Raw genomic sequence first — 24,283 nt, forward strand, 5'->3', positions numbered from 1 at the left:
AAACCCCGCTCCAGAGTGTGTGACCCGGGCCACTCGGAGACGTGAGACTCCCTCAAGTGTGGGAAGGCCGACTACTCTCAGTAGCTCACCGGAGTTGGATGCCGACGATGCACGCGTCGTCGTCGGTGTCGCCGTCGCCTTCGGCCAGCAGCCGGTCCAGGCACCGGTCCAGGTCGGCGGACTCGGCGGCGACCAAGCCCCGCAGGTGGTCCATCGACTCGTCGATCGACACGTCGCGGCGCTCGATCAGCCCGTCGGTGTAGAGCACGAGGAGGTCATGCTCGCGTAGCCGAACCACGCCCTCCTCGTAGGCGACGTTCGGGCGCACCCCGAACATCAGGCCCTTGATCAGCGGCAGCGTTTCCGCCCGCCCGTCGCCTGCCAGCACCGGTGGCAGATGCCCGGCCCGCGCCCAGCGCAACACCCGCGTGACGGGGTCGTAGAGCCCGCACAGCGCGGTCGCGTGGATCCCGCCGGACAGGCCGCAGGCGACGTTGTTGAGCCACGCGAGCAGCTGGCCGGGCGGCGCTCCGGTCACCGCGAGCCCGCGCAGGGCGTTGCGCAGCACCACCATCCCGGTGGCCGCCTCGATGCCGTGGCCCGCGATGTCGCCGACCGACACCATGACCTGCCCCGACGGCAGCACCAGCGCGTCATACCAGTCGCCGCCGACCAGGTGGTCCTTCTCCGCGGGCCGGTAGCGCACGCCCACCCGCAGGTCGGGCAGCTCGAGCGGGTCGCGGGTGGGCGGCATGATCGCCTGCTGCAGCTGGCGGGCCAGCCGGTTGCGCTCGGCGGACTCCTGCTCGGTGGAGGCCAGCTGATCGCGCGTCACCGACAGCGCGACCTCGGTCCAGTACTGCGCGGAGATCTCCTGGCAGGCCCCGCGCACCGCGACCAGGCCCCCGTCGGCGTCGAGCACGGGCTCGGCGAGCACCCGGGTGTGCCGGTAGCCGCCGTCGGGGCGGCGCAGGCGCAGCGTGGTCGAGGCGGGCCTGCGGTGGTGGCGCAGGGTGCGCACGAACCGCGACGCCGCGACGGCGTCGTCGGGGTGGACGTGGCCGGGCAGGTCCAACAGCGGGATCGGCCCGTCGCCAGGGGTCCGGCCGACCAGCGCGAACAGCTCGCTGGTCCAGATGACCTCGCCGCTGAGCGCGTCCTCCTCGAAGCCGCCGACCTGGCTGAGCCGCTGGGTCTGGCGCAGGACGTCGGCCCAGCGCGCCGAGCCGTCGCTGGGCCGCCAGGTGAGCAGCACGGCGTCGCCGACCCGGCTCACGCCGACCCCGGCGACCTCGCTGAACGGCTCGACCGGGAGGCGTTCGACCTGGACCGGCTCACCGGTGGCGTGGACTCGGGCGACGGTGTCGAACAGGACGGCCGCCGTCGGGAAGCATTCGAGCAGGGTGGCGCCGGTGACGGAGTGGGCCGCGCCCGCGTTGGCGTGGTGGATGTCGAAGTCGGCCATGGCGCCGTCGACGGCGTGCCGGGGCACCAGCACCAGCGCCGGGTCGACCAGCGCGTCGGCCACCTCGGACAGGCGCACCAGGTCGGCGTCGGCGGGCAGCGGGGAGGCGACGGGCAGGGTGTGCATGGCGTGCCCGCAGAGTTCGCCCAGCGCGACGAGTTGGCGCACGATGCGGCGCGGCTGCGGTGGGATGGCGGTGGGCCAGCAGATCTCGACCACGCCCATGACCCGGCCGCCGACCATGGCGGGCAGGGCGACGCGGGTGCCGTCGCGGAACTGGTCGGCGCCGATGGAGGGCACGGCGGCCAGGTCGGCGCCGGTGAACCAGAGGGTGCCGCGTTCGTCGAGGGCGGCGGAGGCGGCGGTGGCCACGGCCGGGGGGACGTAGCGCCAGCGGTCGATCTCCTGCGGGGCGAAACCGGCGGCGCCGGACAGGCTCAGCGAGGCGTCGGCGCCGACGGCCCAGACCGCGACGGCGGTGGCGCCCAGCGGGGTGAGCGCGTGTTCGAGCATGGCCTCGGCGACGGCCTGGACGTCGTCGGCGGCCAGCACGCCGCTCTCGGCGGTGCGCAGCCGCTGCACGACGGGCAGCGGGTCGGCGGTGTCGTGTCGGGGCAGTTCGGCGACTTCGTCGTGGGCGGAGTGGTTGACGATGTCGGCGGCCAGTTCGGTGACCGACATCCCGGCTTGGGCGGCGATGGTGTCGAGTTCGCGGGCGGCGGCGGTCGGGCCGACCCGGAGGCGTTCGACCAGGACCCCTTTGGCCAGCTCGACCAGGGCGCGGGCGTCGGCGTCGGCTCTGGCCTGGCCGAGTTCGTCGCGCAGCCGCTCCACGGTGGCCACCAGGCGGTCCTCGGCCGTGGGGGGCTCGGTCGACATCGTTGGCACCTTCTGTCCAGTGGTGTGTCCATGAGCGTTGTCGGGCTATCGGCGGATCCAGGTTTCCGCTGGGCGTGCGGCCGGAATGCCGCTCGTAGTGGGTGTACTTGGGCGTTTCGGCGGTGCGGCCGGCGGGAAGCTGGGCCGTCGATAGCCTGGCGACGTTCGTGGACACACGCTCTAGGCGCGCAGCCGGTCCTGGATGCGGGTGATCAGGTCGTTCGCGTCGACCGGTTTGGTGACGTAGTCGTTGGCGCCCGCGGCCAGTGCCTTCTCGCGGTCGCCGACCATGGCCTTGGCGGTGACGGCGATGATCGGCAGGTTGGTGTACTCGGGCATGGCGCGGATGGCGGCGGTGGCGGTGTAGCCGTCCATCTCCGGCATCATGACGTCCATCAGGATCAGGTCGACGGCGTAGTTGCTGGTGAGGGCCTCGATTCCTTCGCGGCCGTTGGTGGCGTGCAGGACGTGCATGCCGTGGGTTTCCAGGATGCCGGTGAGGGCGTAGACGGTGCGGGCGTCGTCGTCGACGACGAGGACGGTGCGGCCGCTGAGCCTGCCGTCGACGGCGGGTGCGTCGGCGACGTGGCCGCGCACGAGTGGGAGCACGTCGCCGGGGCGGTCGGCGTTGAGGTGCAGGGCGATGCGTTCGCGCAGTTCGTCCAGGCTTGACAGCAGTTCGAGTGGGCGTGCGCCGGTGCGGGCCTGCAGGCCGCGTTCGAGGTCGACGTCGAGGCGGCCGCTGTTGTGGGCCAGCACGGGCACCGCGGCCAGGTCGGGGCGTTCGTCCATCAGGTCGAGGATCGCGGCCCCGTCGGCCATGCCCAGTTCCAGCACCACGCAGTGGCAGGTGTGGTCGGCCAGGGCGTGGGCGGCCTCGGTGACGTCGACGGCGGTGATCACCTCGACCGGACCGCGCGCGTCGGACAGGTCGGGGGTGGCGGCCAGTTCGGCCGCGGCGCTCTCGGCGACCAGCGACAGCAGGCCGGGGCGGTGTTCCTCGATCACCAGCAGCCTGCGCAGACCCGCGGCTGCGGACGTGTCGGGGTTGGCGTGCTCGTCCGCGGGGCCCAGCGTCTTGCCGGAGTCGGCGGCGAGCAGGTCGAGGAAGTCGGGGCGGGCGACCGGGATGAAGAAGGTGAACCGGCTGCCCTTGCCGGGGGCGCTGTCCACGGTGAGCGACCCGCCGAGCAGGTGGGCGATCTCGCGGCTGATCGACAGGCCGAGGCCGGTGCCGCCGTATTTGCGGCTGGTGGTGCCGTCGGCCTGCTGGAAGGCGCCGAAGATCGAGTCGAGTTGCTGTTCGGCGATGCCGATGCCGGTGTCCACGACGCGCAGGGCGATGGCGGTGCCATGGCTGCCGACGGTGGCGGGCAGCTCGGTCGGGTCGGCGGGTTCGATCTTGAGTTCGACGGTGCCGGACTCGGTGAACTTCACCGCGTTGGACAGCAGGTTGCGCAGCACCTGGCGCAGCCGGGCGTCGTCGGTGACGACCTCGGTGGGCACGCCGCCGGTGGAGCTGATCCGGAAGTCGAGGTTCTTCTGCGTGGTCAGCGGCCGGAAGGTGGCCTCGGCGTAGTCGAGCAGCCTGCGCAGTGGGATGCGTTCTGGGCTGACGTCCATCTTGCCCGCCTCGACCTTGGACAGGTCGAGGATGTCGTTGATCAGCTGCAGCAGGTCCGAGCCCGCCGAGTGGATGATCCCGGCGTATTCGACCTGTTTGGGGGTCAGGTTCCGGGTCGGGTTCTGGGCGAGCAGCTGGGCCAGGATCAGCAGGCTGTTGAGCGGGGTGCGCAGCTCGTGGCTCATGTTCGCCAGGAACTCCGACTTGTACTTCGACGTGCGGGCCAGCTGCTGGGCGCGGGCCTCGAGTTCCTGGCGGGCCTGCTCGATCTCCAGGTTCTTGGTCTCGATGTCGCGGTTCTGCGCGGCCAGCAGCGCCGCCTTCTCCTCCAGTTCGGCGTTGGAGGACTGCAGTTCCTCCTGCCGGGTCTGCAGCTCGCTGGAGCGGGCCTGCAGTTCGGCGGCCAGGCGCTGGGACTCGCCGAGCAGTTCGTCGGTGCGGGCGTTGGCGACGAGGGTGTTGACGTTGACCGCGATGGTCTCCATCAGCTGTTCGAGGAAGTCACGCTGGATCTGGGTGAACCGGTGCACCGCGGCCAGCTCGATCACGCCGAGGACCTGGTCCTCGACCACCATCGGCAGCACGATCAGGCTCGCGGGCGGGGCCTGACCCAGGCCGGAGGAGACGGTGACGTAGCCGGGTGGCAGGTCGTCCACGGCGATGGTGCGGCGGCTGCGCGCGGCCTGCCCGACCAGCGACTCGCCGAACCTGAACCGCTGGTCCGGTGCGGTGCCCTTCGACCTGCCGTAGGAGCCGATCAGGCCCAGCTCCGGTCCGTCGGAGGCGTCCTCGGCCAGGTAGAACGCGCCGTACTGGGCCGAGACCAGCGGGGTCAGCTCGTCGACGATCAGCTCGGCGACCACGGCGAGGTCGCGGCGGCCCTGCATGAGCCCGGACATGCGGGCCAGGTTCGACTTGAGCCAGTCCTGGTCCTGGTTGGCCCTGGTGGTCTCGCGCAGCGACTCCACCATCGAGTTGATGTTGTCCTTGAGCTCGGCGACCTCACCGGAGGCCTCCACGGTGATCGAGCGGGTCAGGTCCCCCTCGGCGACCGCGCTGGTCACCCCGGCGATCGCGCGCACCTGGCGGGTCAGGTTCCCGGCCAGCTCGTTGACGTTCTCGGTGAGCCGCTTCCACGTGCCCGACACGCCCTCGACCTCGGCCTGGCCGCCCAGGCGGCCGTCGCTGCCGACCTCGCGGGCCACGCGGGTGACCTCCGCGGCGAACGACGAGAGCTGGTCGACCATCGTGTTGATCGTCGTCTTCAGTTCCAGGATCTCGCCGCGGGCGTCGACGTCGATCTTGCGGGTCAGGTCGCCCTGGGCGACCGCGGTGGTCACCTGGGCGATGTTGCGGACCTGGCTGGTCAGGTTGTTCGCCATGAAGTTGACGTTGTCGGTCAGGTCCTTCCAGGTGCCCGCCACGTTCGGCACCCGCGCCTGCCCGCCCAGCATGCCCTCGGTGCCCACTTCGCGGGCCACGCGCGTCACCTCGTCGGCGAACGCCGAGAGCGTGTCGACCATCGTGTTGATCACCCCGGCCAGCGCGGCGACCTCGCCCTTGGCCTCGACGATGATCTTTTGGGAGAGGTCGCCGCGCGCGACCGCGGTCGCGACCTGGGTGATGGAGCGCACCTGCCCGGTCAGGTTCGACGCCATGACATTGACGTTGTCGGTGAGGTCCTTCCACGTGCCCGACACACCGCGCACCGTGGCCTGCCCACCCAGGTTGCCCTCGGTGCCCACCTCGCGGGCCACACGCGTCACCTCGTCGGCGAACGCGGAGAGCTGGTCGACCATCGTGTTGATGGTCTCCTTGAGTTCCAGGATCTCCCCGCGCGCGTCGACCCGGATCTTCTGCGAGAGATCACCCCGCGCGACGGCGGTGGTGACCTCGGCGATGGAGCGAACCTGGGCGGTCAGGTTGTCACCCATGACGTTCACCGACTCGGTGAGGTCCTTCCAGGTGCCCGACACGCCCTTGACGTCGGCCTGGCCGCCGAGGCGGCCCTCGGTGCCGACCTCGCGGGCCACGCGCGTCACCTCGTCGGCGAACGCGGAGAGCTGGTCGACCATCGTGTTGATGGTGTTCTTCAGTTCGAGGATCTCGCCGCGCGCGGTGACCGTGATCTTCTGGGACAGGTCGCCCTTGGCGACCGCGGCGGAGACCTGGGCGATCGAGCGGACCTGTGCGGTCAGGTTGCCCGCCATGAAGTTCACCGAGTCCGTCAGGTCCCGCCAGGTGCCCGACACACCCTTCACGTCGGCCTGGCCGCCGAGCAGACCCTCGGTGCCGACTTCGCGGGCCACCCGCGTGACCTCCGCGGCGAAGGAGGACAGTTGGTCGACCATCGTGTTGATGGTGTTCTTCAGCTCCAGGATCTCCCCGCGCGCGTCGACGTCGATCTTCTGCGACAGGTCGCCCTTGGCGACCGCGGTGGTGACCTGGGCGATGTTGCGGACCTGGGCGGTCAGGTTGCCCGCCATGAAGTTCACCGAGTCCGTCAGGTCCCGCCAGGTGCCCGACACACCCTTCACGTCGGCCTGGCCGCCGAGACGGCCCTCGCTGCCGACCTCGCGGGCCACCCGCGTCACCTCGTCGGCGAACGACGAGAGCTGGTCGACCATCGTGTTGACGGTCTCCTTCAGTTCCAGGATCTCCCCGCGCGCGTCGACGTCGATCTTCTGCGACAGGTCGCCCTTGGCCACCGCCGTCGCGACCTGGGCGATGTCGCGGACCTGGCTGGTCAGGTTGCCCGCCATCGCGTTCACCGAGTCGGTCAGGTCCTCCCACGTGCCCGACACCCCCGGCACCTGCGCCTGGCCACCGAGCTGACCCTCGGTGCCCACCTCGCGCGCCACGCGCGTCACCTCGGAGGTGAACAGTGAGAGCTGGTCGACCATGCCGTTGAACACGCCCGCGATCTCGCCGAGCAACCCGCCCGCGTGATCGGGCAGCCGAGTGCCGAAATCGCCGTCGCGGACCGCGGTGAGCCCCGCCAGCAGCTGGCGCAGCTCAGGCTCGCCGACCTTGCCCGTGGCCCGCCCCGGCCGGGCGTTGGCGACCCGCGCCTCATCCGTGTTCGTCTCGCCCATAGTCGTTTCCGATCGCTCGCCGACCTGACGCGTAGGCAACTATCTGACCACATTCGGAAACGACAGCGCGCCCCACCCGAAACCGGGCGGGGCGCGCTGTCACGAACCATCAGGCGCGGTAGGCGGTCCACATGTCGCTCATGCGGGTGCTCTGGCCGGGCGTGAACTGGTCGTAGCAGGAGTCGTAGCTGTAGTCCATGTAGTTGTGGATCGGGTCGATGCCCGGCAGTGTGCAGGAGTCGCGGCCCACCGGGCAACCGTTGGTGGGACTGGACTGCGCCGCGGTGTCGGCGACCTCGTCATTGGTGGAGGTGCAACCGCCCTGGAAGGTGTGGTAGAGCCCGAACCAGTGGCCCGCCTCGTGGGTGGCGGTCTCGCCGAGGTTGTAGTTCGGGATGCTCCCACCGGGCAGGGAGTTCCAGTGGACGCGGATACCGTCGATCTTCTTGCTGCCGCTCCACGGGAACGTCGCGATACCCAGGTAGTCGAACTCGACCAACCAGATGTTGAGCGCGTTCATCCCGCCCTGGCGAGTCTTGGTGCGGTACGTCGAGCTCTGCTTGTCGACGTGCCAGTTGTTGTTGTAGAAGCGATCGATGCCCGCGAGGGTGAAGGTGAAGCCGGTGTTGGCCGCCTGCGAGGACTCCTGGCCCGCGAACGTCTTGTTCAGCACGGCCATCTGGGCGTTGATCTGGGCGTCGGTGACGTTCCCCTCGCCGTTGGCGCCCGCCATGACGTGGAAGTACACCGGGACGGTGGCCGCGGCCAGCGCGCCCTGCGGCACGAACTTGCCCTGGGCCTTCTTCTCGGCCAGCAGGACCTTGGTCTGCTCCTCGACGCGGGCGACGTCGGCGGCGGTCATGGGGTCGTGGTCGAGGCCGCGCCCGCCCTTGGCCGCGGCGCCCTGGTTGGTCTGCGGGATGAAGCAGTCCGCGGCGAGTGAGCTGGTGATCGCGGTCGATGTGGGCACGCTCGACGCGAACGGGGTGATGGCGAGCGCCGCCGCGGCGAACGTGGCGATGCCCGCCGCGCGCAGGGTGGTGGGACGTCCCATCGGCTACTCCTTGACGCTGGGAAGCAGGGGATCTGAAACGTATGCGCGCGGCCGAATAAATGGGAAGAGTTTTCCAACCGTGATTTTTCCCGTTACCAGTACTACTCCAACCGGGTATTTGCGGTCGCGAGCCCCCGGTGCGGGAGGAGTGCCTGTTTCCTCCTCCCGCACCGCCCCCGATCACGGCGCCGCCAGCGCCTCCGTCGGCGCCAGGCGGGCCGCGCGGACCGCCGGATAGAGGCCCGCGATCATGCCGATGACCAGCGTGGCGGCCACCCCGCCGCCGGTCACCCACGCCGGGACCACGGTCGGCCAGTCCTGTGTGCCCGCGTACAGGGTGGTGACCGCGATACCGAGCAGCACTCCCCCGATCCCGCCCAGCGCCGAGAGCAGCAGCGACTCGGTGAGGAACTGGACCAGGATCTGCGTCCGGGTCGCGCCAAGCGAGCGGCGCAGGCCGATCTCCGCGCGCCGTTCCAGCACGGAGATCACCATCGTGTTGGCCACCCCGACGCCGCCGACGAGCAATGCCACCGCGCCCAGGCCCAGAAGCAGGCCGGTGAACGCGCGGTCGGTGGCCTGGCGCGCGGCCAGCGCGTCCGACGGGCGCGACACCTTGACCTCGTTGGGCGCCCCCGGGTTGGCGGTGGCGGCCAGCACCGCGCGCACGGCCTCGACCTGGGTGTCGCGGGCCCGGGTGTAGACCGTGGTCGGGTAGCCGTCGAAGTCCAGATAGGACTGTGCGGCGGGCCAGCCGATCAGCGCGGCCGAGTCCAGTTCCGGGGCCAGCGGCACCGGGTCGAGAATGCCGATCACAGTGAACCAGCGGCCGCCGAGCAGGACCTGGATGTCGGGCCCCGGCGCGGTGACGCCGAGCCTCTCGGCCGCCGCGGCGCCGAGTACCGCGGCCGGGTAGGTGGAGGTGGCGGCGTTGAGCCAGGTGCCCGCGGCCTGGGTGGCGCCCACGGTCTCGGGCAGGTCCAGGTTGGCCGCCTGCACCGAGATGCCGCCGGACTGCCCGCTGGGGATGTGGTCGTTGCGGTACACCTTGGCGCCGGGGACCTTCCCGGTGGCGGCGACCTGGTCGACCGGGCCGATCCGGGAGATCATCGACACCGACTCGACGGGCAGCGTGGCCGCCTCCCCGAACATGGTGTCGCCGGGGGCCACGGTGAGCAGGTTGGTGCCCAGTGCGGCGAGACGCGCGTCGAGTTCGGCGCGGCTCGACGAGGAGATCCCGACGACGGCGGTCATCGCCGCGATCCCGATGGCGATGCCCAACGCGGACAGGAACACCCGCAGCGGCCGGGTCCGCAGGCCCGCGCCGCCGACGCGGAGCACGTCGCCGGGCCGCAGCCGGGCGGGTGCGAGCGGCCTACTCACCGGGCACCACCATCCCGTCGCGCATCGACACCTGGCGGGGCAGCTCGGCGGCGATAGACCGGTCGTGGGTGATCACCAGGACGGTCGCGCCGGAGGCGTGCAGTTCCCGCAGCAGGCCCATCACCTCGGCGCCGGAGGCGGAGTCGAGGTTGCCGGTGGGCTCGTCGGCCAGCAGCAGCGCGGGCTCCCCTACCACCGCCCGCGCGATGGCCACCCGCTGCCGCTCCCCGCCCGAGAGTTCGTGCGGGGCGTGGTCGAGCCGGTCGTCCAACCCGACCCTGGCCAGCGCCGTGCGCGCCCGGTCCCGCCGCTTGCGCAACGGCGTGCCGGTGTAGAGCAGCCCGTCGGCCACATTGTCCACAGCGGACTGTCCGGGGGCGAGGTGGAACTGCTGGAAGACGAACCCGATCCGCCGCGCGCGCAGCGCCGAGAGGTTGCGGTCGGACAACCCGGCCACGTCGTGCCCGTCGACGCGCACCGACCCGGTTGACGGGCGGTCGAGGGTACCGATGACGTGCAGCATGGTCGACTTGCCCGAACCGGACGGGCCGACGATGGCGACCATCTCCCCGTAGTCCACCGACAGCGTGACCCCCCGCAGCGCCGACACCCCGCCCGGGTAGGACTTGGTGACCTCCGCCAGTTCGATCGCCGTCATGACGGCACCCCCACCGTCACGCCCTCGGCCAGCCCGTCCCCGGTGACCTCGACCCGGCCACCGGCGAACATGCCGGTGGTGACCGCGACGATCCGCGTGGCCGACCCATCGACCACCTGCACCCCGTAGCCGCCCTCCGCCAGCGCCAGCAGCGCGGCGACCGGCACGGTGAGGACGTTCTCCCGCTTCGCGGCGGTGAACCCGACGTCGACCGCGGCCTGGTCCAGCCCGGTCAGCGCCGCCGGGTCGTCGATGGCGACGGTGACCTCGATCTTGGTGGTCGGCTCGTCGCTGCCCATGCCGCCCTCGCCTGCCTCGATCACCGTGGCCACCGCGATGATCTTGCCGCCGACCGACTTGCCGTTGGGCAGCGTGATCGTGACCGCCGCGTCCTTGACCGCCAGCCGCTGGTCGGACACGTCGAGGCTGACGGTGACCACGCGGGCCAGGCCGGTGTAGGTGAGCAGCGCGGTCCCCGGCCGCAGCTCGTCACCCACCGCGAGTTTGTGCGCGTCGACCCGCACCGCGCCCGTGGTGTAGACGACGCGGCCGAGGTCGACCACGCCGGTCTCGGTGAGGCCGAGGTCGTCCTGCCACTTCTTCACCGCGGTCGCGGTCGCGTCGGAGAACTTCTCATCCACCGTGAACCCCTTGTAGCCCAACGCGGCCAGGTTGTCCTCGAACTGCTTCACGTCGGCGCCCTCGGTTCCCGACGCCAGCGCGCGGTAGGCGGGCAAGCCGCCGAACATCAGCACGACCGGGGTGTTGTCCACCTGGTAGAGGGCCTGGCCGCGGTCCACAGTGGACCCAGTGGCGGGCAGGCCGGTCACCGTGCCGTTCAGCCTGCCGCTGACCGTGGCCGCGTCGCCGAACCCGAGATCACCGGAGTGCCTCTCGGTGTCGACCAGCGTCTGCCGACCCACCTTCGCTATCGACGGCGCCTTGGTGTCCTTCTTCCCGTCGTCGCCGGACTTGTCGTCGAAGCCGAACCCGGTCGCGGCCGCCGCCGCGCCACCGCCCGCCAACACCAACACCGTCACACCCGCGACCCAGCGGGTTCGCCCCCTCATGAGACCACCTCGCTCGCCGCGCACTGTGTCATTGATTCGCTCGCGGGCTCGCTCATCCCTCTACCTTGTCCGTCATCGGGCCGTCCGGTCCGCCAGGACGCATCGGCATGAACTGCTCGCACTTCTCCTGGGCGGCGCGGAACGTCGGGTCCTCCGGGTTGAGGCGCGACCCTGGCTTGGACTCGATGCGGATGCCGCCGTCGGGCTCGGGGTCGGGGAAGTCGGGCACCCCGTTGTCCCGCATGCACTGCGACATCTTCCGGAACTGCTCCTGCTGCTCGGCGTCGAGCTTGGGCGGCTCGCCGCCGTTGGGCAGGAACTGCTTGCACTCGGCCATGGCCGCGTCGATCTTCGACTTGTCGGCGCCCTCGGGGATCCTGACCCGCACGCCGCGCCCGCCGTCGCCGTCCGGGTCGGGCATGTCCACGCCGCGGTCGCGCATGCACTGAGCGAAGCTCGCGCCTGCGTCACCGGACACACCACCCGAGGCGCCGGGCGTGGTCGTGGTGCTGCCCGGTCCGCCCAAGCTGGCCACGCCGTCACCGCCGTCGTCGTTGGCCCCACAGCCCGCCAGCGCCACTGCCAGCAGGCCTGCCGCCAGGCCTGTCCTGATCCGCATCGTCGTCTCCCTGGTCAGCGGCCGGAGGGTTCCGGCCACCCACCGAAGTGGACTCCGCGGGGCATTTCCCGGCCGTTGCCGAAAACGTTGACGCTGAGGAAACACCGCAGGGGGCCACCATGGACCGATGCGGATCCTGGTGGTGGAGGACGAGCCGCTGCTGGCCGAGGCGGTGGCCCGGTGGCTGCGCGGCGACGCGCACGCGGTCGACGTGGTCGGCGACGGCGGCGCGGCCCTGGAGCGGATCGGGGTGCACGACTATGACGTCGTGGTGCTCGACCGCGACCTGCCCGTCGTGCACGGCGACGACGTGTGCAAAGCGCTGGTCGCGGATGACTCGTCGGTGCGGGTGCTGATGCTCACCGCAGCCACCGAGATCGACGACCGGGTGGCCGGGCTCGCCCTGGGCGCCGACGACTACCTGCCCAAGCCCTTCGCCTTCCCCGAACTGGCCGCGCGGGTGGTAGCGCTGGGCAGACGGGCCAGGGCCGCGGCGCCGCCGATCCTGGCCCGCGCCGGGGTGCGGCTGGACCCGCACCGCCGGGAGGTCTACCGCGACGGACGGTATGTGCCGCTCTCGCGCAAGGAGTTCGCGGTGCTCGCCGAGTTGCTGCTGGCCGACGGCGCGGCGGTGTCGGCCGAGCAGTTGCTGGAGAAGGCCTGGGACGAGCACACCGACCCGTTCACCAACGCCGTGCGGATGACGATCCTGAAGCTGCGGCGCAAACTCGGCGAGCCGCAGCTGGTGCGCACCGAGCCGGGCGTGGGGTACCGCATCCCATGACCAGGCTGACGATCCGCGCGCGCCTCACCCTCGTCTATGGCGGACTGTTCCTGCTGGCGGGCGTCGTCCTGCTGGCCGCGACCTACGCGCTGGTGTCCCAGCAGCTGCCGATCCGGGCCAGGGGCATCACCAGCGAGCTGCCGCATGATCCGGCGGCCGGGCCGCAGGTGCGGATCATGCAGGTCGCCGACGACCTGCGGACCGACGCGCTCAGCGCCCTGCTCACCCAAGGCGGTATCGCCCTGGGTGTCGTCGGCATCGCCGCGACCGCGTTCGGCTGGCTCATCGCCGGTCGCCTGCTGCAGCCGCTGCACCGGATGACCGAGACCGCCCGCCGCATCGCATACACCCCCGCGCCCGACCGCGGCCTGCGGGAACGTATCGCGATGACCGGCCCGCACGACGAGGTCAAGGAACTCGCCGACACCTTCGACGTCATGCTCGCCGCCCTGGACCACTCCTTCGACGGGCAGCGCCGGTTCATCGCCAACGCCTCCCACGAGCTGCGCACCCCGCTCACGATCAACCGGGCACTGCTGGAGGTCGCGGTGCACCGCGGCTCCGGGACCCCGGAGGTCCGCCAGCTCGCCAACACGCTGCTGGAGATCAACGCCCGGCACGAGCGGCTCATCGACGGGCTGCTCGTGCTCGCCCGCTCCGAGCGGCAGGCCGGGGAGAGCTCGTTCGTCGACCTGGCCGACATCGTCGAGCACGTCGCCGAGCAGACCCCGGCGGGCTCGGTCACCATGCGCGTCGAGGCCGCCGAGGCGCCCACCACCGGCAACCCGGTGCTGCTGGAACGGCTCGTGCAGAACCTGGTGGACAACGGGGTGCGGCACAACGTCGACACCGGCGGGTGGGTGCGGGTCGTCAGCACCACCGAGGTCGACGGGAGGGCGCTGGTGCAGGTGAGCAACACCGGGCCGGTCGTGCCCCCCTACGAGATCCCCGGCCTGTTCGAGCCGTTCCGCAGGCTGGCCGGAGAGCGGCAGGCCACCGGCGGCGCCGGGCTCGGCCTGTCGATCGTGCGCGCGGTAGCCACCGCCCACGGCGGCATGGTCTACGCCGAACCCCGCGTCGGCGGCGGGCTCCTCGTCACCGTCACCCTGCCCGGCGCGCCGCGGTGGCGGCACGTGCCCAACGGCGAGGTGGCGGCGTTACCAGCGGCCAACGCTGTGGCCGGTCAGCACTGACACACACACCGCCGCCGCTTCTACGGTCACACCGATTCCCCGAGAACGTGTGACTGACAAGGAGATCGGCCCCGATGGCTACCCCCTGGCTGCCCCGCTTCGGCGCGGTGTGCGGAATCCTCTTGGCGCTGTCGATCGGCGTGCCCGGCGCCATCGAGGCGTTCACCGGCGAGACGGCGCTGACCAGCTTGGTCATCGGGCTGGGCACCGCGTTCGGCGCGCCCGCGATCGTCGCCTTCCACGGCCACCAGGCCGCCGCGTCGGGCAAGTTCGGCGCGGTCGCCTACGCGGCGAACATGATCGGCCTTGGGCTGTTCACCGGGGTGGCGTTCGCGCTCAACCTGGTGATCTTCTTCCAGAACGCGCCGGTCGTGCCCATGCCGACGAAGATCGCGCTGCAGGCGGGGTCGCTGGTCTTCGTGATCGGCACGGCCCTTTTCGGTGCGTCGATGGTGCGGGCCAAGGTGTTCCCGACCGTGCCCGCATGGGGCTACGGCGTGTCGTTCACCCTGCTGGCCGTGTTCGCCGTGCTGCCCGACACCCCGCTGACCGGTGTGCTGCACGTGGTGTGCGCCGCGGTGCTGATCTGGCTGTCGATGACGGTGTGGTCTCGACACTCCAGTCCTGCGGCCGAACGCGCACTAGCCTGACCGGCATGCACACCTCGCGACCCGCACCGTGGGTATCCCCCGTGCTCTGTGCCGCGGTGCTGGTCGCGGGACTGTATGCCGCCATGGCCGGGATCGGAACGACCGCGCTGCCGCTGCTGATCGGCGGACTGGCCGCGCTGGTCGGACTCGACCTGGCCGAGCACCGCCGCTACCCGGTCCAAACCCCACACCGGGTAGCGGCGGTGCTCCTCGTCCTGCGCGCGGCGCTCTACTCGGGCGTCGCGTTCGTCGACGGCTCAGGGCTGGCCCGGGTGCTGTTCCTGCTTCTCCCCTTCACCGCGTACTTCGCCTTCGGGCAGACGACGGCCATCGTGCTCGGCGTGGCGTGTGTCGGGTTGGCGGCGGTGAGCACCCCCGGTTGGTACGCCGAGGTGGAGAAGGTCTCCGACCTGGTCATGTTCACCGTCGGCCTGGTGCTGACCATCGCCATGGCCGCGGTCGCGGTCCAGGAGCGACAGGGCCGGATCCGGCTGCAGGAGTCGCACCGGCAGGTGGCCGAACTGTCGGCGGCGGCCGAGCGCAGCCGGGTCGCCCGCGACCTGCACGACGACCTCGGCCACCACCTCACCGCCATCGTCGTGCTGCTGGAGAAGGCCACCGCGTTCCGCGACCGCGACGCGGGCGCCGCCCAGCAAGCCATCGAGGACGCCGAGCGCTCCGCCCGCCGCGCGCTCACCGATGTCCGCGAGTCCGTGCGGACGCTGCGGTCGGCGCCGTTCGGCCTGGCACCCGCGCTGGACGAGTTGGTCGGCGGCCAATCCGACGTAACCCTCGATGTGACCGGCGACGAGGACCGCTACGACGTGGCCGCGCTGCAGGCGCTGTACCGGGCGGCTCAGGAGGGCGTCACCAACTCCCGCCGCCACGCCAAGGCCAGCCGGATCGCGGTGTCGGTAGACCTCGACGAGTCCCGTGCCCGGCTGACCGTCGCCGACGACGGGCGGGGGTTCAGCCGCGGCCGGGAGGGCTTCGGGCTGATCGGCATGCGCGAACGGGTGGCGCTCGCGGGCGGTCGGGTGGACATCGACAGCGCCCCGGGCGCGGGCACCCGACTGACCGTGACCATTCCACAGAGGACAGTGTGATGACCGAGGCGCCGGTGCGCGTGCTGGTGGTCGACGACCAGCAGCTCATCCGCGAGGGCATCGCGTCGCTGCTGGGCATCCAGCCCGGCATCGAGGTCGTCGGCACCGCCACCGACGGCCGCGACGCGGTGGAGAAAGCCGTCGAGCTGGCCCCGGACGTGGTGCTGATGGACGTGCGGATGCCCGAGATGGACGGTGTCGAGGCCGTCGCCGCGCTGCGCCGCCGCGTGCCGGGCTGCCGCGTGGTCATGCTGACGACCTTCGACGACGAGGACTACGTCGTGCGCTCGCTGCGCGCGGGCGCGGCGGGCTACCTGCTCAAAGACCTGCCGTCGCGGGAGCTGGCGGGCGCGGTGCGGCTGGCCCACGCGGGGGTCGCCCAGTTCGACCCGGCCGCCGCGGCCCGCCTGGCCGCGGCGCTGGACCGCTCCGGCGAGCAAGGCGGGTCGGCGCTGACGGTGCGGGAGGCCGAGGTGCTGAAGCTGGTCGCGGGTGGGGCGACGAACCGGGAGATCGCCGAGCGGCTGTTTCTCAGCGAGGGCACCGTGAAGAACCACATCTCCCGCGTCCTGACCCGCCTGGGCCTGCGCGACCGCACCCAGGCCGCGCTGTACGCGCGCGACCACGGCCTGCTCTGAGTCGATCGGCCCGCGCACTCGCCTGATTGCGATTCGCGATGGCCGGCTTGCCGAACGGGATCCGGTCGCGGCCCGCCAGCCGGTGGCCCACCCGACTACCGGCACCAACGGCACCCGCGGCAGACACCGGTTTGCCGTTGCTGCTCGCCTCGATGTCGCCCTTGCTGTCCCACTTGCCCCTTCCATCGGACACCTCTATCATCTAACATGTTAGATGTGAGTAGCTTGCCAAGGCTGTCCCGTTCACTCCTGCGCGACGAGGCCTACGAGACACTGCGCCGGGCCATCGTCGACGGCACCCTCCCGCCGGGCTCGAACCTGCGCGACGCGGACCTGGCCGAGGAGCTCGGGCTGTCACGGGCGCCGGTACGCCAAGCGCTCACCCGACTCGCCGCAGAAGGGCTCGTCGAGTCCAAGCCGCAGAGCTATACCCGCGTTGCCCAAGTGGTGACCGACGACGTACGCGACGCGCTGCACCTCGTCGGCGGCCTGCACGAACTGGCGACCCGCGCCGCGCTGCCCCGCATGGGAGAACCCCAGATCTCCGCGATGCGAGAGGCCAACGCGGAATTCAGCGGGGCGATCAACTGTGGCGACGTCGAAGCCGCCATCGCCGCCGACGACAGACTGCATGCCGTGCCGGTAAATGCCTGCGGCAACCAAGCGCTCGCGGCGACCCTCGACCGCTACACCCCGCTGCTGCGCCGCCTCGAATACGCGCGTTTTTCCTCGCTGCCCGCGCACCACTCGGTGAGACGGCACGAAGACCTCATCGTCGCACTTGAAGCACACGAGACGGAGGCCGCACTTCGCATCACCCGCGTGATCTGGACCGAGCTCGAATCGCTGCTGGAGGCATGATGCTGAACTTCGCCCGTTACCCCCTGCTCTTCGGCCCCTCCCCGGTACACCCGCTCGATCGCCTCACGGCGCACCTCGGCGGCGCCAAGGTCTGGGCGAAGCGCGAGGACGTCAACTCCGGGCTCGCTTTCGGCGGCAACAAGACCCGTAAACTCGAGTACCTGGTCGCTGACGCACTCGCCACCGGCGCCGACACGCTCATCTCGATCGGCGGCGTGCAGTCCAACCACACCCGCCAGGTCGCCGCGGCGGCGGCCCGCGCGGGCCTGAAGGCGGTGCTGGTCCAGGAAAGCTGGGTCGATTGGCACGACCCACTCTACGACCGCGTCGGCAACATCCAGCTTTCCCGCATCCTCGGCGCCGACATCCGCATGGTCGACGCGGGCTTCGGTATCAGCTTCAAGGAGAGCTGGGAGAACACAATCAAGGAGATAGAAGCGGGCGGTGGCACGCCTTACGCCATCCCGGCGGGCGGCTCCGACCACCGCCTTGGCGGTCTCGGTTTCGCGAACTGGATCGTCGAACTCGAAGCGCAGGAACAGGAACTCGGCGTCTTCTTCGACACGATCGTGGTCTGCTCGGTCACCGGCAGCACCCAGGCGGGCATGATCGCGGGCACAGCCCTGACGGGCAAGCCCCGCCGCGTCATCGGCATCGATGCCTCGGCGAAACCCGCCGAGACCCGTGACCAGGTCACCCGCATCGCCCGCGCCACCGCCTCCTTGATCGGCGCCAGGGAACCCGCGCCGACCGAACTCGACGAGCGCTATCACGCGGGCATCTACGGCATCCCTGACGAGTCCACAGTGGATGCGATCCACACCTTGGCCCGCCTGGAAGGCGTGATCACCGACCCGGTCTACGAAGGCAAGTCCATGGCGGGCCTCATCGACCTCGTAACCCGCGGCGAGATCCCCCACGACTCCAACGTCCTCTACGCGCACCTCGGCGGCCAGCCCGCCCTGAACGGCTACACCTCAGTACTCGGCTAGGGCATATCCGAGCGGATGCCCCGGGCCGACCGACGAAACGAGTACCGGTGGCCCGCGATGGCGCTGCATACGCTGACTCAGCGACGGCTGCGCCAAGTGCCTCGGGCAGCCGGGCCTTGGCCGGCTTCCGACCGGAGCCGTCCATCACCTCCACATCGTGATGAGCCTCAGCCCAGTCATCACCCACGAACAGCCGCAACGGTCCTCCCGATCACCCTGAGCAGCCTGCCGGAGAACCATCAGCGACCAGGCTGCGGCGTCATCGCAGCTCGCGCGGCGAGACGCCGAACCAGCGGCGGACGGCGTGTGCCAGCGACGACTGCTCCCCGAAGCCGACCATGAGCGCGACCTGCCCGACCGGCAGGTCGGTCGTGGTCAGATAGCGGTGGGCAGCCTCTCGGCGCACGTCGTCGAGGATGGTGGCGAACGACGTCTCCTGCTCGGCGAGCCTGCGTTGGAGGGTGCGGGGGTGCATCGCGAAGAGCTTCGCGATGCTCGCGATCGTGGGCGGTGCGGTGCGCAGGGACTCCGCGATGCCGAGCCTGACCTGCGACACGAAGTCGAGACCAGGGTCGCTGAACTGGCTGGCCAGGTGTTCGAGCGCCACCGCCCGGATCGCGGCGTCGGCACCCGAGAAGGTCTCCTCAAGCACGTGCCGCTGCACGCACAGCGCCGCGATCTGCCCGCCGAAGCGGACATCGACGCCAAAGAAGTCCAGGTAGCGACGCACCGGCGAGAGGGGCTGGTGCGGGAGGTGCACCGAACGCAGTGAACGCACACTGCCGAGCAGTGAGCTCGCCACCCGGTGGAACACTCCGAGCCCGAGCTCGATGCCCTGCGGCGAGTAGGTCGACTCCCGCAGGTCCTTGCGGTAGGTCAGCGCGACCACACCCCGCCTGCCCAGGGGATCGGCCTCCACCCCAACCCTCAGTGCCGCGCTGTGCACGAAGAGGAATCTGGAGGCACAGTCCAGGGCATCGGCGACCGTCGAGGAGGCCTGGATGGCGATCGCGAGCGGGCCCAGGATCGACAGGTCTTGAGCGGTCGCGAGCCGGAGCCCCAGATCCGGGCAGTCGAGCTCCCTCGCGGCGACATCGAGCATGAGGTCATGAGCCGTGATCGGGATCAGCCCGTCGTCGTCGCGCAGCACGGCGGCGTCGATCCCGAACCGGGACAGCAGCGCGTCGGGGTCACCGCCGAGCTCGCCGACGAGGTGGGTGAATCCCCGCAGGCTGGCGGCGCGAATCATCGGGCCCATGCCCCGAGTGTCGCGCAGAAACAAGTCCGGCGGGCCCCGGGGGTCCAGTATTCGGTAACGAGCCGACGAGGAAGGTGAACATCCATGGCGAACGTCACGAGCACGGCGCGGACCGACATCGGTGCCCGCGCGATCCCCGAATTCGACGGGGTGCACGAGGTGTGGCCGCGGGGCGACCGGCTCCGTGCCGTGCGGGAGGCGGCGGCGGCCTACAAGGTGCGATTCAAGGAGCAGGGGCAGGTACGGGCGGTCAAGTCCGTCGACATCGCAGCGGCCCCATACCCGGTCAAATACGCCTTCCACGACGCGGTCTCGGTGCCCACCCTGCCGCTGATCTCGATGATCAACCGCATGATCGTCGTGCAGTACGACGACTGGAACGGCACCGCGCGCACCCTGGTCTTCGAGCCGACCGTGCCCGACGGCTCCGCCGAGGCGCCCTTCTACCGCAACCTGCGCAAGCTGATGGACCGCCTCCCCGGCGGACACCTGCTTGAGCGGACGGTGCTGCGCTACTACAACGAGCCCGGCGACGTGCTGGCCCAGCTCGGGCTCACCCCCGACGACATCGACTTCTGCACCTTCGACCACCTGCATGTGCAGGACCCGCGCATGATCCTCGGCTCGACCGACGTCATCGAGGGTGAGTCCGCCCCCCGCGCGCCACTGTTCGGCGACGCGAAGCTGCTGGTGCACAGCCGTGAGCTCGCGACGCTGCAGTCGCTGCACCCGATGCAGTGGGCGTGGTACGTCGACGGCGGCCTGGGTGGCGTGGATCCGGCGAAGTTCGCAACGTTCGACGGCGACATCGAGCTCGGTCCCGGCATCGCTCTGCTGTGGACACCGGGCCACACCGACGGCAACCACTCCCTCGTGCTCAACACCCCCGATGGCGTGTGGGTGTCGTCGGAGAACGGCATCTCCCTGGACAACTGGCAGCCGGAACTGTCGAAGATCCCCGGCGTGCGCAAGTATCACCAGCAGTTCGGCCGAGAGATCTGCCCCAACGCGAACACCCTTGAGGACTCGCTCGACCAATACGACTCCATGATCAAGGAGAAGACCCTGGCCGACCCGTGCAAGGCCGACCCGCGTTGGCTGCAGATCCTGCCGTCCACCGAGTTGGCCCCCTGGAAGCGGTTCTGGCCGGTCGTGCCCTCCTATGTCCACGGCGGGATCGAGTACGGCCGGATCACCGGGGGCCTGCGATGAGCCGGGCACCCGCGGGAGCAGTGGTCACCGGCGCTGGGCGCGGGCTCGGCAAGGAGATCGCCCGATTGCTGGCGCAGCGCGGCTACCAGGTGCTGCTCACCGACATCGACTCCACCGCCGTCGCCGACGCCGCCGCCGAGATCAGCGGCACCGCCACGTCGATGGCGGTCGACGTCCGCGACAACGCCCAGGTCACCGCGGCCCGGGACGCGATCGTGCGCGCCGCGGGCAGGCTCGACGTGTGGGTCAACAACGCGGGCGTACTGGTCACCGGCCCGGCCTGGGAGCAGAGCGCCGACCAACGCAGGCTGATGGTGGAGGTCAACGCGCTCGGCACCATCAACGGCACCGTGGCCGCCATCGAAGGCATGCGCGGGCACGGCGGGCACATCGTCAACGTCGTCTCCCTCGCGGGCCTCACCGCCGTCCCCGGCGAGGCGGTGTACGCGGGCTCCAAACACGCCGCGATCGGGTTCAGCCTCAGCACGCTGGCTGATCTGCGGCTGGCGGGCATCGAGGACATCGACATCTCGTGTGTCTGCCCCGATGGCATCTGGACGCCGATGCTGCACGACAAGCTCGACGACCCAAGCTCGGCGCTTTCCTTCTCCGGCAAGCTGCTGCAGCCCGACGAGGTGGTGGCCGCGGTCAGCAAGGTGCTCGACAAGCCTCGCCCCGTGACCACCATCCCCACCTGGCGGGGCCTGCAAGCCAGGCTGGCCGACCTCTTTCCCAGGCTGGGTCTGCGCGCCGCGCCCATCGCCGTCGCGCACGGACGCCGCACGCAGCGGCGGCTCCTTCGGAAAGCGGAGTCCCGCCAGCCTCGTTGATCTTGGAGAACCTAGGCCGATCGAGTGAAACTCCGTTGCCGCCTTCCGGAAACCCACCCGGATGACCTAGCCCGACCCCGGATGTTCACCCGGCGGCCCTAGCGTCGGACTTTCGTCAACTCCCGTACAGCTCAGGAGGAGAGTCATGTCCGACGACGACACCGCCGCCGCCGAGGACCAGGTCGACGAAGCCCCGGCCGAGGAGACCGCCGCCGAACCCGAGGCCGAACCGGCCGCGGAGGCGGCCGAGGAGAGCTGAGCATCCCGGGACACCCAACTCCACCGGGTGTCCCACCCTTCCCCTGGTCCCCTTGCGCTCGGTCTCGGCACCGGAAATGGTGGTCGGAACGGGACGAGGAGATGATCGGATGACGGCGTGGGCAGCGGAAGGCGGTTCGCCCCAGCCCGCGGCGGCCGACGGCACGACGACGCTGGTGGACGGGACGACGTTCTGCCAGTCCGGCGCCGACGGCGAGATCCACTCCGACCGGCCGCACGGGCTGTTCGTGTCCGACACCCGAATCCTGTCGATGTGGCGGCTCACCGTCGACGGGCAGCCGGTCCAGCCGTTGAGCACCAGCACCGACCAGCCGTTCACCGCGACGTTCACCGGCCGCACCCGGCCTGCCGCGGGCTTGGCCGACAGCACGCTGCTGGTGGTGCGGCGGCGTTCACTCGGTGGCGGCATGACCGAGGACGTGGTGCTGCGCAACCTGTCCCGAGAACCAGCTGAAGTCGTGGTGGGGGTGGCGGTCGCGGCCGACTTCGCCGATCTCTTCGCGGTCAAAGAGAGCCGAGTCCACGTCGACGCCGGTATCGCCGCGCAGGTGGGAACCGATTCCCTCACCCTGGTGGGCGACGACGCCACGAACGTGACCGTGTCGGCGACCGGAGCGCCGGTGATCAACGCGGGGCGGATCGAGTTTCGGGTCGTGGTCCCCGCCCGGGGGGAATGGTCGACCCGGCTGACCGTGCGCGCGTCCAACGGCGGGCCGAGCGCCCAGTCGCCACAGGACAGGCTGAGCGCATGGCGGTCGGCGATCCCCCGCACCATCACGGCCGACGACAGCCTGGCCGACACCTTGCGCGTCAGCGCCGCCGACCTTGGCGCCCTGCAGATCCACGATCCCGACCACCCGCGGCGCCGCGTCGTGGCCGCGGGTGCCCCGTGGTACATGGCGCTGTTCGGCCGCGACTCGCTGCTGACCAGTTGGATGGCGCTGCCCCTCGACCAGCGGCTTGCCCTGGGCACGCTGCGCGCCCTCGCCGACCGCCAAGGGACGAAGGTCGACGCGCGGACCGAGGAACAGCCAGGGCGGATCCTGCACGAGGTGCGGCTGGGCCGCGAGGCCGCGCACCACCTGGGCGGCGGCACGGCTTACTACGGCACCGCCGACGCCACCCCGCTGTTCGTCGCCCTGCTGGGCGAGCTGCACCGCTGGGGGTTGCCCGAGCACGAGCTGACCGAGCTGCTGCCCGCCGCGGATCGGGCGCTGCGGTGGATCACCGAGTACGGCGACCGCGACGGCGACCTGTTCGTCGAATACGCGCGTGCCACCGACGGCGGGCTGCGCAACCAGGGCTGGAAGGACTCGTTCGACGGTGTCAACGACGCAGCGGGCACCCTGGCCACGGCCCCGATCGCCCTGGCCGAGGTCCAGGGCTACGTCTACGCCGCCTATCTCGCGCGTTCGGACATCGCCGCCGCCCTCGGCGACAGCGCCACCGCCGCGGCATACACCGACAAGGCCGCGCGGCTCAAAGCCGCGTTCAACGAGCGGTTCTGGCTGCCCGGACGGGGATGGTTCGCCATCGGGCTCGACGCGGATAAGCGCCCGATCGACGCGCTGACCTCGAACTTGGGCCACTGCCTGTGGACCGGCATCGTCGCCGACGACAAGGCCGCCGCCGTGGCCGCCGCGCTGACCGGCCCGCGCATGTGGACCGGGTTCGGCGTCCGCACCCTGGCCGACGACATGGGCGCCTACAACCCGATCAGCTACCACAACGGCTCGGTCTGGCCGCACGACAGCGCCATCGCCGCGGCGGGCCTGATGCGCTACGGCTTCGTCGAGGAGGCCACCATGGTCGCCGACGGGCTGTTCGCGGCCGCCCGCCACTTCGGCGGCAGGCTGCCGGAGCTGTTCTGCGGGTTCGACCGGACCGAATTCCCCGCACCCGTCCCGTATCCGACGTCGTGCTCACCGCAGGCGTGGGCCGCGGCCACCCCGCTGCTGCTGATGCGCACGCTGCTGCGGTTCGAGCCGGACCTGCCCGGCGGAACCGTGCGGCTGGCCCCGGCGCTGCCTGCGGGCATGCTGCCGCTGCGGATCACGAACCTGACACTGGCGGGCGCGCACCCCAGCTTGGAAGTCCGCGCGGACGGGTGGTCACTCGACGGCCTCCCCGACGGCGTCACGCTCGCCTGACGAGCCGGAGCCCAACGCGGCCCGCACCGCGGCGAGCACGTCAGGGTGGCCCAGCGGTATCGGCGCGGGCACGCGGTCCCGGCCGCCGCCGTCGCTGTGGGCGACGAGCACGACCTCGACTCCCTGGGCCGCCAGCGCCTGGCGGCGATCGGCCTGGGCCGACATCCACTCGTCGTTGGCCCGGTGCGCGGGATGGCCCGCCGCGACGGCGCCGTGGGCACCGGGGTCCACCAGCAGGACCCGCCCCACCCGGTCGGGCGACTCGGCGGCCAGTTCCAGCGCGGAATCGGCGGCCGACCCGGCCGCGAGCAGGTCCACCGGACCCCGCGTCCGGCCGAGCGCCGCGCGCGGGTCGGTGTCCGACACCGCGCACCACACCACGGGATGTTCCGCGGCGAAGGGTCGCCACGTGGCCGGGAGCGTGCCGTGGGCCGCGGTCCCGGCGGGGTCGAGCACGACAAGCGTCGAGGGATTCGTCATGCC

General features: G+C 71.1%; 19 protein-coding genes. 10 read left to right on the forward strand and 9 right to left on the reverse strand.

The window, feature by feature from the left end:
* Positions 1–85 precede the first annotated feature (85 nt).
* The 7 genes from BN1701_RS10070 to BN1701_RS10100 form a co-directional block, all read right to left on the reverse strand.
* Entirely contained in the window at positions 86–2,344 is a 2,259-nt protein-coding gene (locus BN1701_RS10070) for a SpoIIE family protein phosphatase (RefSeq protein WP_054047699.1), read from the reverse strand.
* A 180-nt stretch (positions 2,345–2,524) separates the two neighbouring features.
* Positions 2,525–7,063, reverse strand: coding sequence for a HAMP domain-containing protein (locus tag BN1701_RS10075; RefSeq protein ID WP_054047701.1), 4,539 nt, complete (start codon positions 7,061–7,063; stop codon positions 2,525–2,527).
* Between the two features lie 109 nt (positions 7,064–7,172).
* Positions 7,173–8,117 (reverse strand): zinc metalloprotease, encoded by a 945-nt coding sequence (locus tag BN1701_RS10080; RefSeq protein ID WP_067520626.1) that lies wholly within the window; start codon positions 8,115–8,117, stop codon positions 7,173–7,175.
* A gap of 180 nt (positions 8,118–8,297) precedes the next feature.
* The gene (locus BN1701_RS10085) at positions 8,298–9,500 is read right to left on the reverse strand and encodes an ABC transporter permease (protein WP_054047703.1); all 1,203 of its coding nucleotides are present in this window, start codon (positions 9,498–9,500) and stop codon (positions 8,298–8,300) included.
* A complete protein-coding gene (locus BN1701_RS10090; protein WP_054047705.1) occupies positions 9,493–10,158 on the reverse strand; it encodes an ABC transporter ATP-binding protein in 666 nt (221 codons plus the stop codon). The genes BN1701_RS10085 and BN1701_RS10090 overlap by 8 nt, the downstream gene beginning before the upstream one ends.
* Positions 10,155–11,228 carry a peptidoglycan-binding protein gene (locus tag BN1701_RS10095; protein WP_054047707.1) on the reverse strand — a complete coding sequence of 358 codons (1,074 nt, stop codon included), beginning with the start codon at positions 11,226–11,228 and terminating at the stop codon, positions 10,155–10,157. Before BN1701_RS10095 ends, BN1701_RS10090 begins: the two co-directional genes overlap by 4 nt.
* Positions 11,229–11,280: 52 nt before the next feature.
* On the reverse strand, positions 11,281–11,886 hold the full coding sequence (locus tag BN1701_RS10100; protein WP_197672078.1) for a hypothetical protein: 606 nt from the start codon (positions 11,884–11,886) through the stop codon (positions 11,281–11,283).
* A gap of 88 nt (positions 11,887–11,974) precedes the next feature.
* Between BN1701_RS10100 and BN1701_RS10105 the strand changes: the two genes are divergently transcribed.
* The 7 genes from BN1701_RS10105 to BN1701_RS10135 all read left to right on the forward strand — a co-directional run bounded on the left by BN1701_RS10105 (position 11,975) and on the right by BN1701_RS10135 (position 18,071).
* Positions 11,975–12,631 (forward strand): response regulator transcription factor, encoded by a 657-nt coding sequence (locus BN1701_RS10105; protein ID WP_054047711.1) that lies wholly within the window; start codon positions 11,975–11,977, stop codon positions 12,629–12,631.
* Positions 12,628–13,824 carry a cell wall metabolism sensor histidine kinase WalK gene (locus BN1701_RS10110; RefSeq protein ID WP_054047713.1) on the forward strand — a complete coding sequence of 399 codons (1,197 nt, stop codon included), beginning with the start codon at positions 12,628–12,630 and terminating at the stop codon, positions 13,822–13,824. The genes BN1701_RS10105 and BN1701_RS10110 overlap by 4 nt, the downstream gene beginning before the upstream one ends.
* A gap of 74 nt (positions 13,825–13,898) precedes the next feature.
* Positions 13,899–14,474 (forward strand): hypothetical protein, encoded by a 576-nt coding sequence (locus BN1701_RS10115; RefSeq protein WP_054047714.1) that lies wholly within the window; start codon positions 13,899–13,901, stop codon positions 14,472–14,474.
* Between the two features lie 5 nt (positions 14,475–14,479).
* Positions 14,480–15,580, forward strand: coding sequence for a sensor histidine kinase (locus tag BN1701_RS10120; protein WP_054047716.1), 1,101 nt, complete (start codon positions 14,480–14,482; stop codon positions 15,578–15,580).
* On the forward strand, positions 15,580–16,218 hold the full coding sequence (locus BN1701_RS10125) for a response regulator transcription factor (RefSeq protein WP_054047718.1): 639 nt from the start codon (positions 15,580–15,582) through the stop codon (positions 16,216–16,218). Before BN1701_RS10120 ends, BN1701_RS10125 begins: the two co-directional genes overlap by 1 nt.
* Positions 16,219–16,443: 225 nt before the next feature.
* Positions 16,444–17,079 (forward strand): GntR family transcriptional regulator, encoded by a 636-nt coding sequence (locus tag BN1701_RS10130; RefSeq protein ID WP_082859762.1) that lies wholly within the window; start codon positions 16,444–16,446, stop codon positions 17,077–17,079.
* Entirely contained in the window at positions 17,076–18,071 is a 996-nt protein-coding gene (locus tag BN1701_RS10135) for a 1-aminocyclopropane-1-carboxylate deaminase (RefSeq protein ID WP_054047720.1), read from the forward strand. Before BN1701_RS10130 ends, BN1701_RS10135 begins: the two co-directional genes overlap by 4 nt.
* Positions 18,072–18,330: 259 nt before the next feature.
* Here BN1701_RS10135 and BN1701_RS10140 read toward each other — a convergent pair whose 3' ends face one another.
* Positions 18,331–19,329, reverse strand: a complete 999-nt coding sequence (locus tag BN1701_RS10140; RefSeq protein ID WP_054047722.1) for an AraC family transcriptional regulator — start codon at positions 19,327–19,329, stop codon at positions 18,331–18,333.
* A gap of 84 nt (positions 19,330–19,413) precedes the next feature.
* On the opposite strand from BN1701_RS10140, the gene BN1701_RS10145 reads away from it, so the two are divergent.
* The 3 genes from BN1701_RS10145 (at position 19,414) to BN1701_RS10155 (ending at position 23,800) form a co-directional block, all read left to right on the forward strand.
* Positions 19,414–20,541, forward strand: coding sequence for a hypothetical protein (locus BN1701_RS10145; protein WP_054047723.1), 1,128 nt, complete (start codon positions 19,414–19,416; stop codon positions 20,539–20,541).
* Positions 20,538–21,371, forward strand: a complete 834-nt coding sequence (locus BN1701_RS10150) for an SDR family oxidoreductase (RefSeq protein WP_054047726.1) — start codon at positions 20,538–20,540, stop codon at positions 21,369–21,371. The genes BN1701_RS10145 and BN1701_RS10150 overlap by 4 nt, the downstream gene beginning before the upstream one ends.
* 368 nt (positions 21,372–21,739) lie before the next feature.
* Positions 21,740–23,800 carry a glycogen debranching N-terminal domain-containing protein gene (locus BN1701_RS10155; protein WP_054047728.1) on the forward strand — a complete coding sequence of 687 codons (2,061 nt, stop codon included), beginning with the start codon at positions 21,740–21,742 and terminating at the stop codon, positions 23,798–23,800.
* Here the strand turns inward: BN1701_RS10155 and BN1701_RS10160 are convergent.
* Entirely contained in the window at positions 23,762–24,280 is a 519-nt protein-coding gene (locus BN1701_RS10160) for a hypothetical protein (protein ID WP_157367905.1), read from the reverse strand. The genes BN1701_RS10155 and BN1701_RS10160 overlap by 39 nt on opposite strands.
* Positions 24,281–24,283 lie beyond the last annotated feature (3 nt).

Origin of the sequence: Alloactinosynnema sp. L-07 (genome assembly GCF_900070365.1) — a bacterium.
Classification (GTDB): domain Bacteria; phylum Actinomycetota; class Actinomycetes; order Mycobacteriales; family Pseudonocardiaceae; genus Actinokineospora.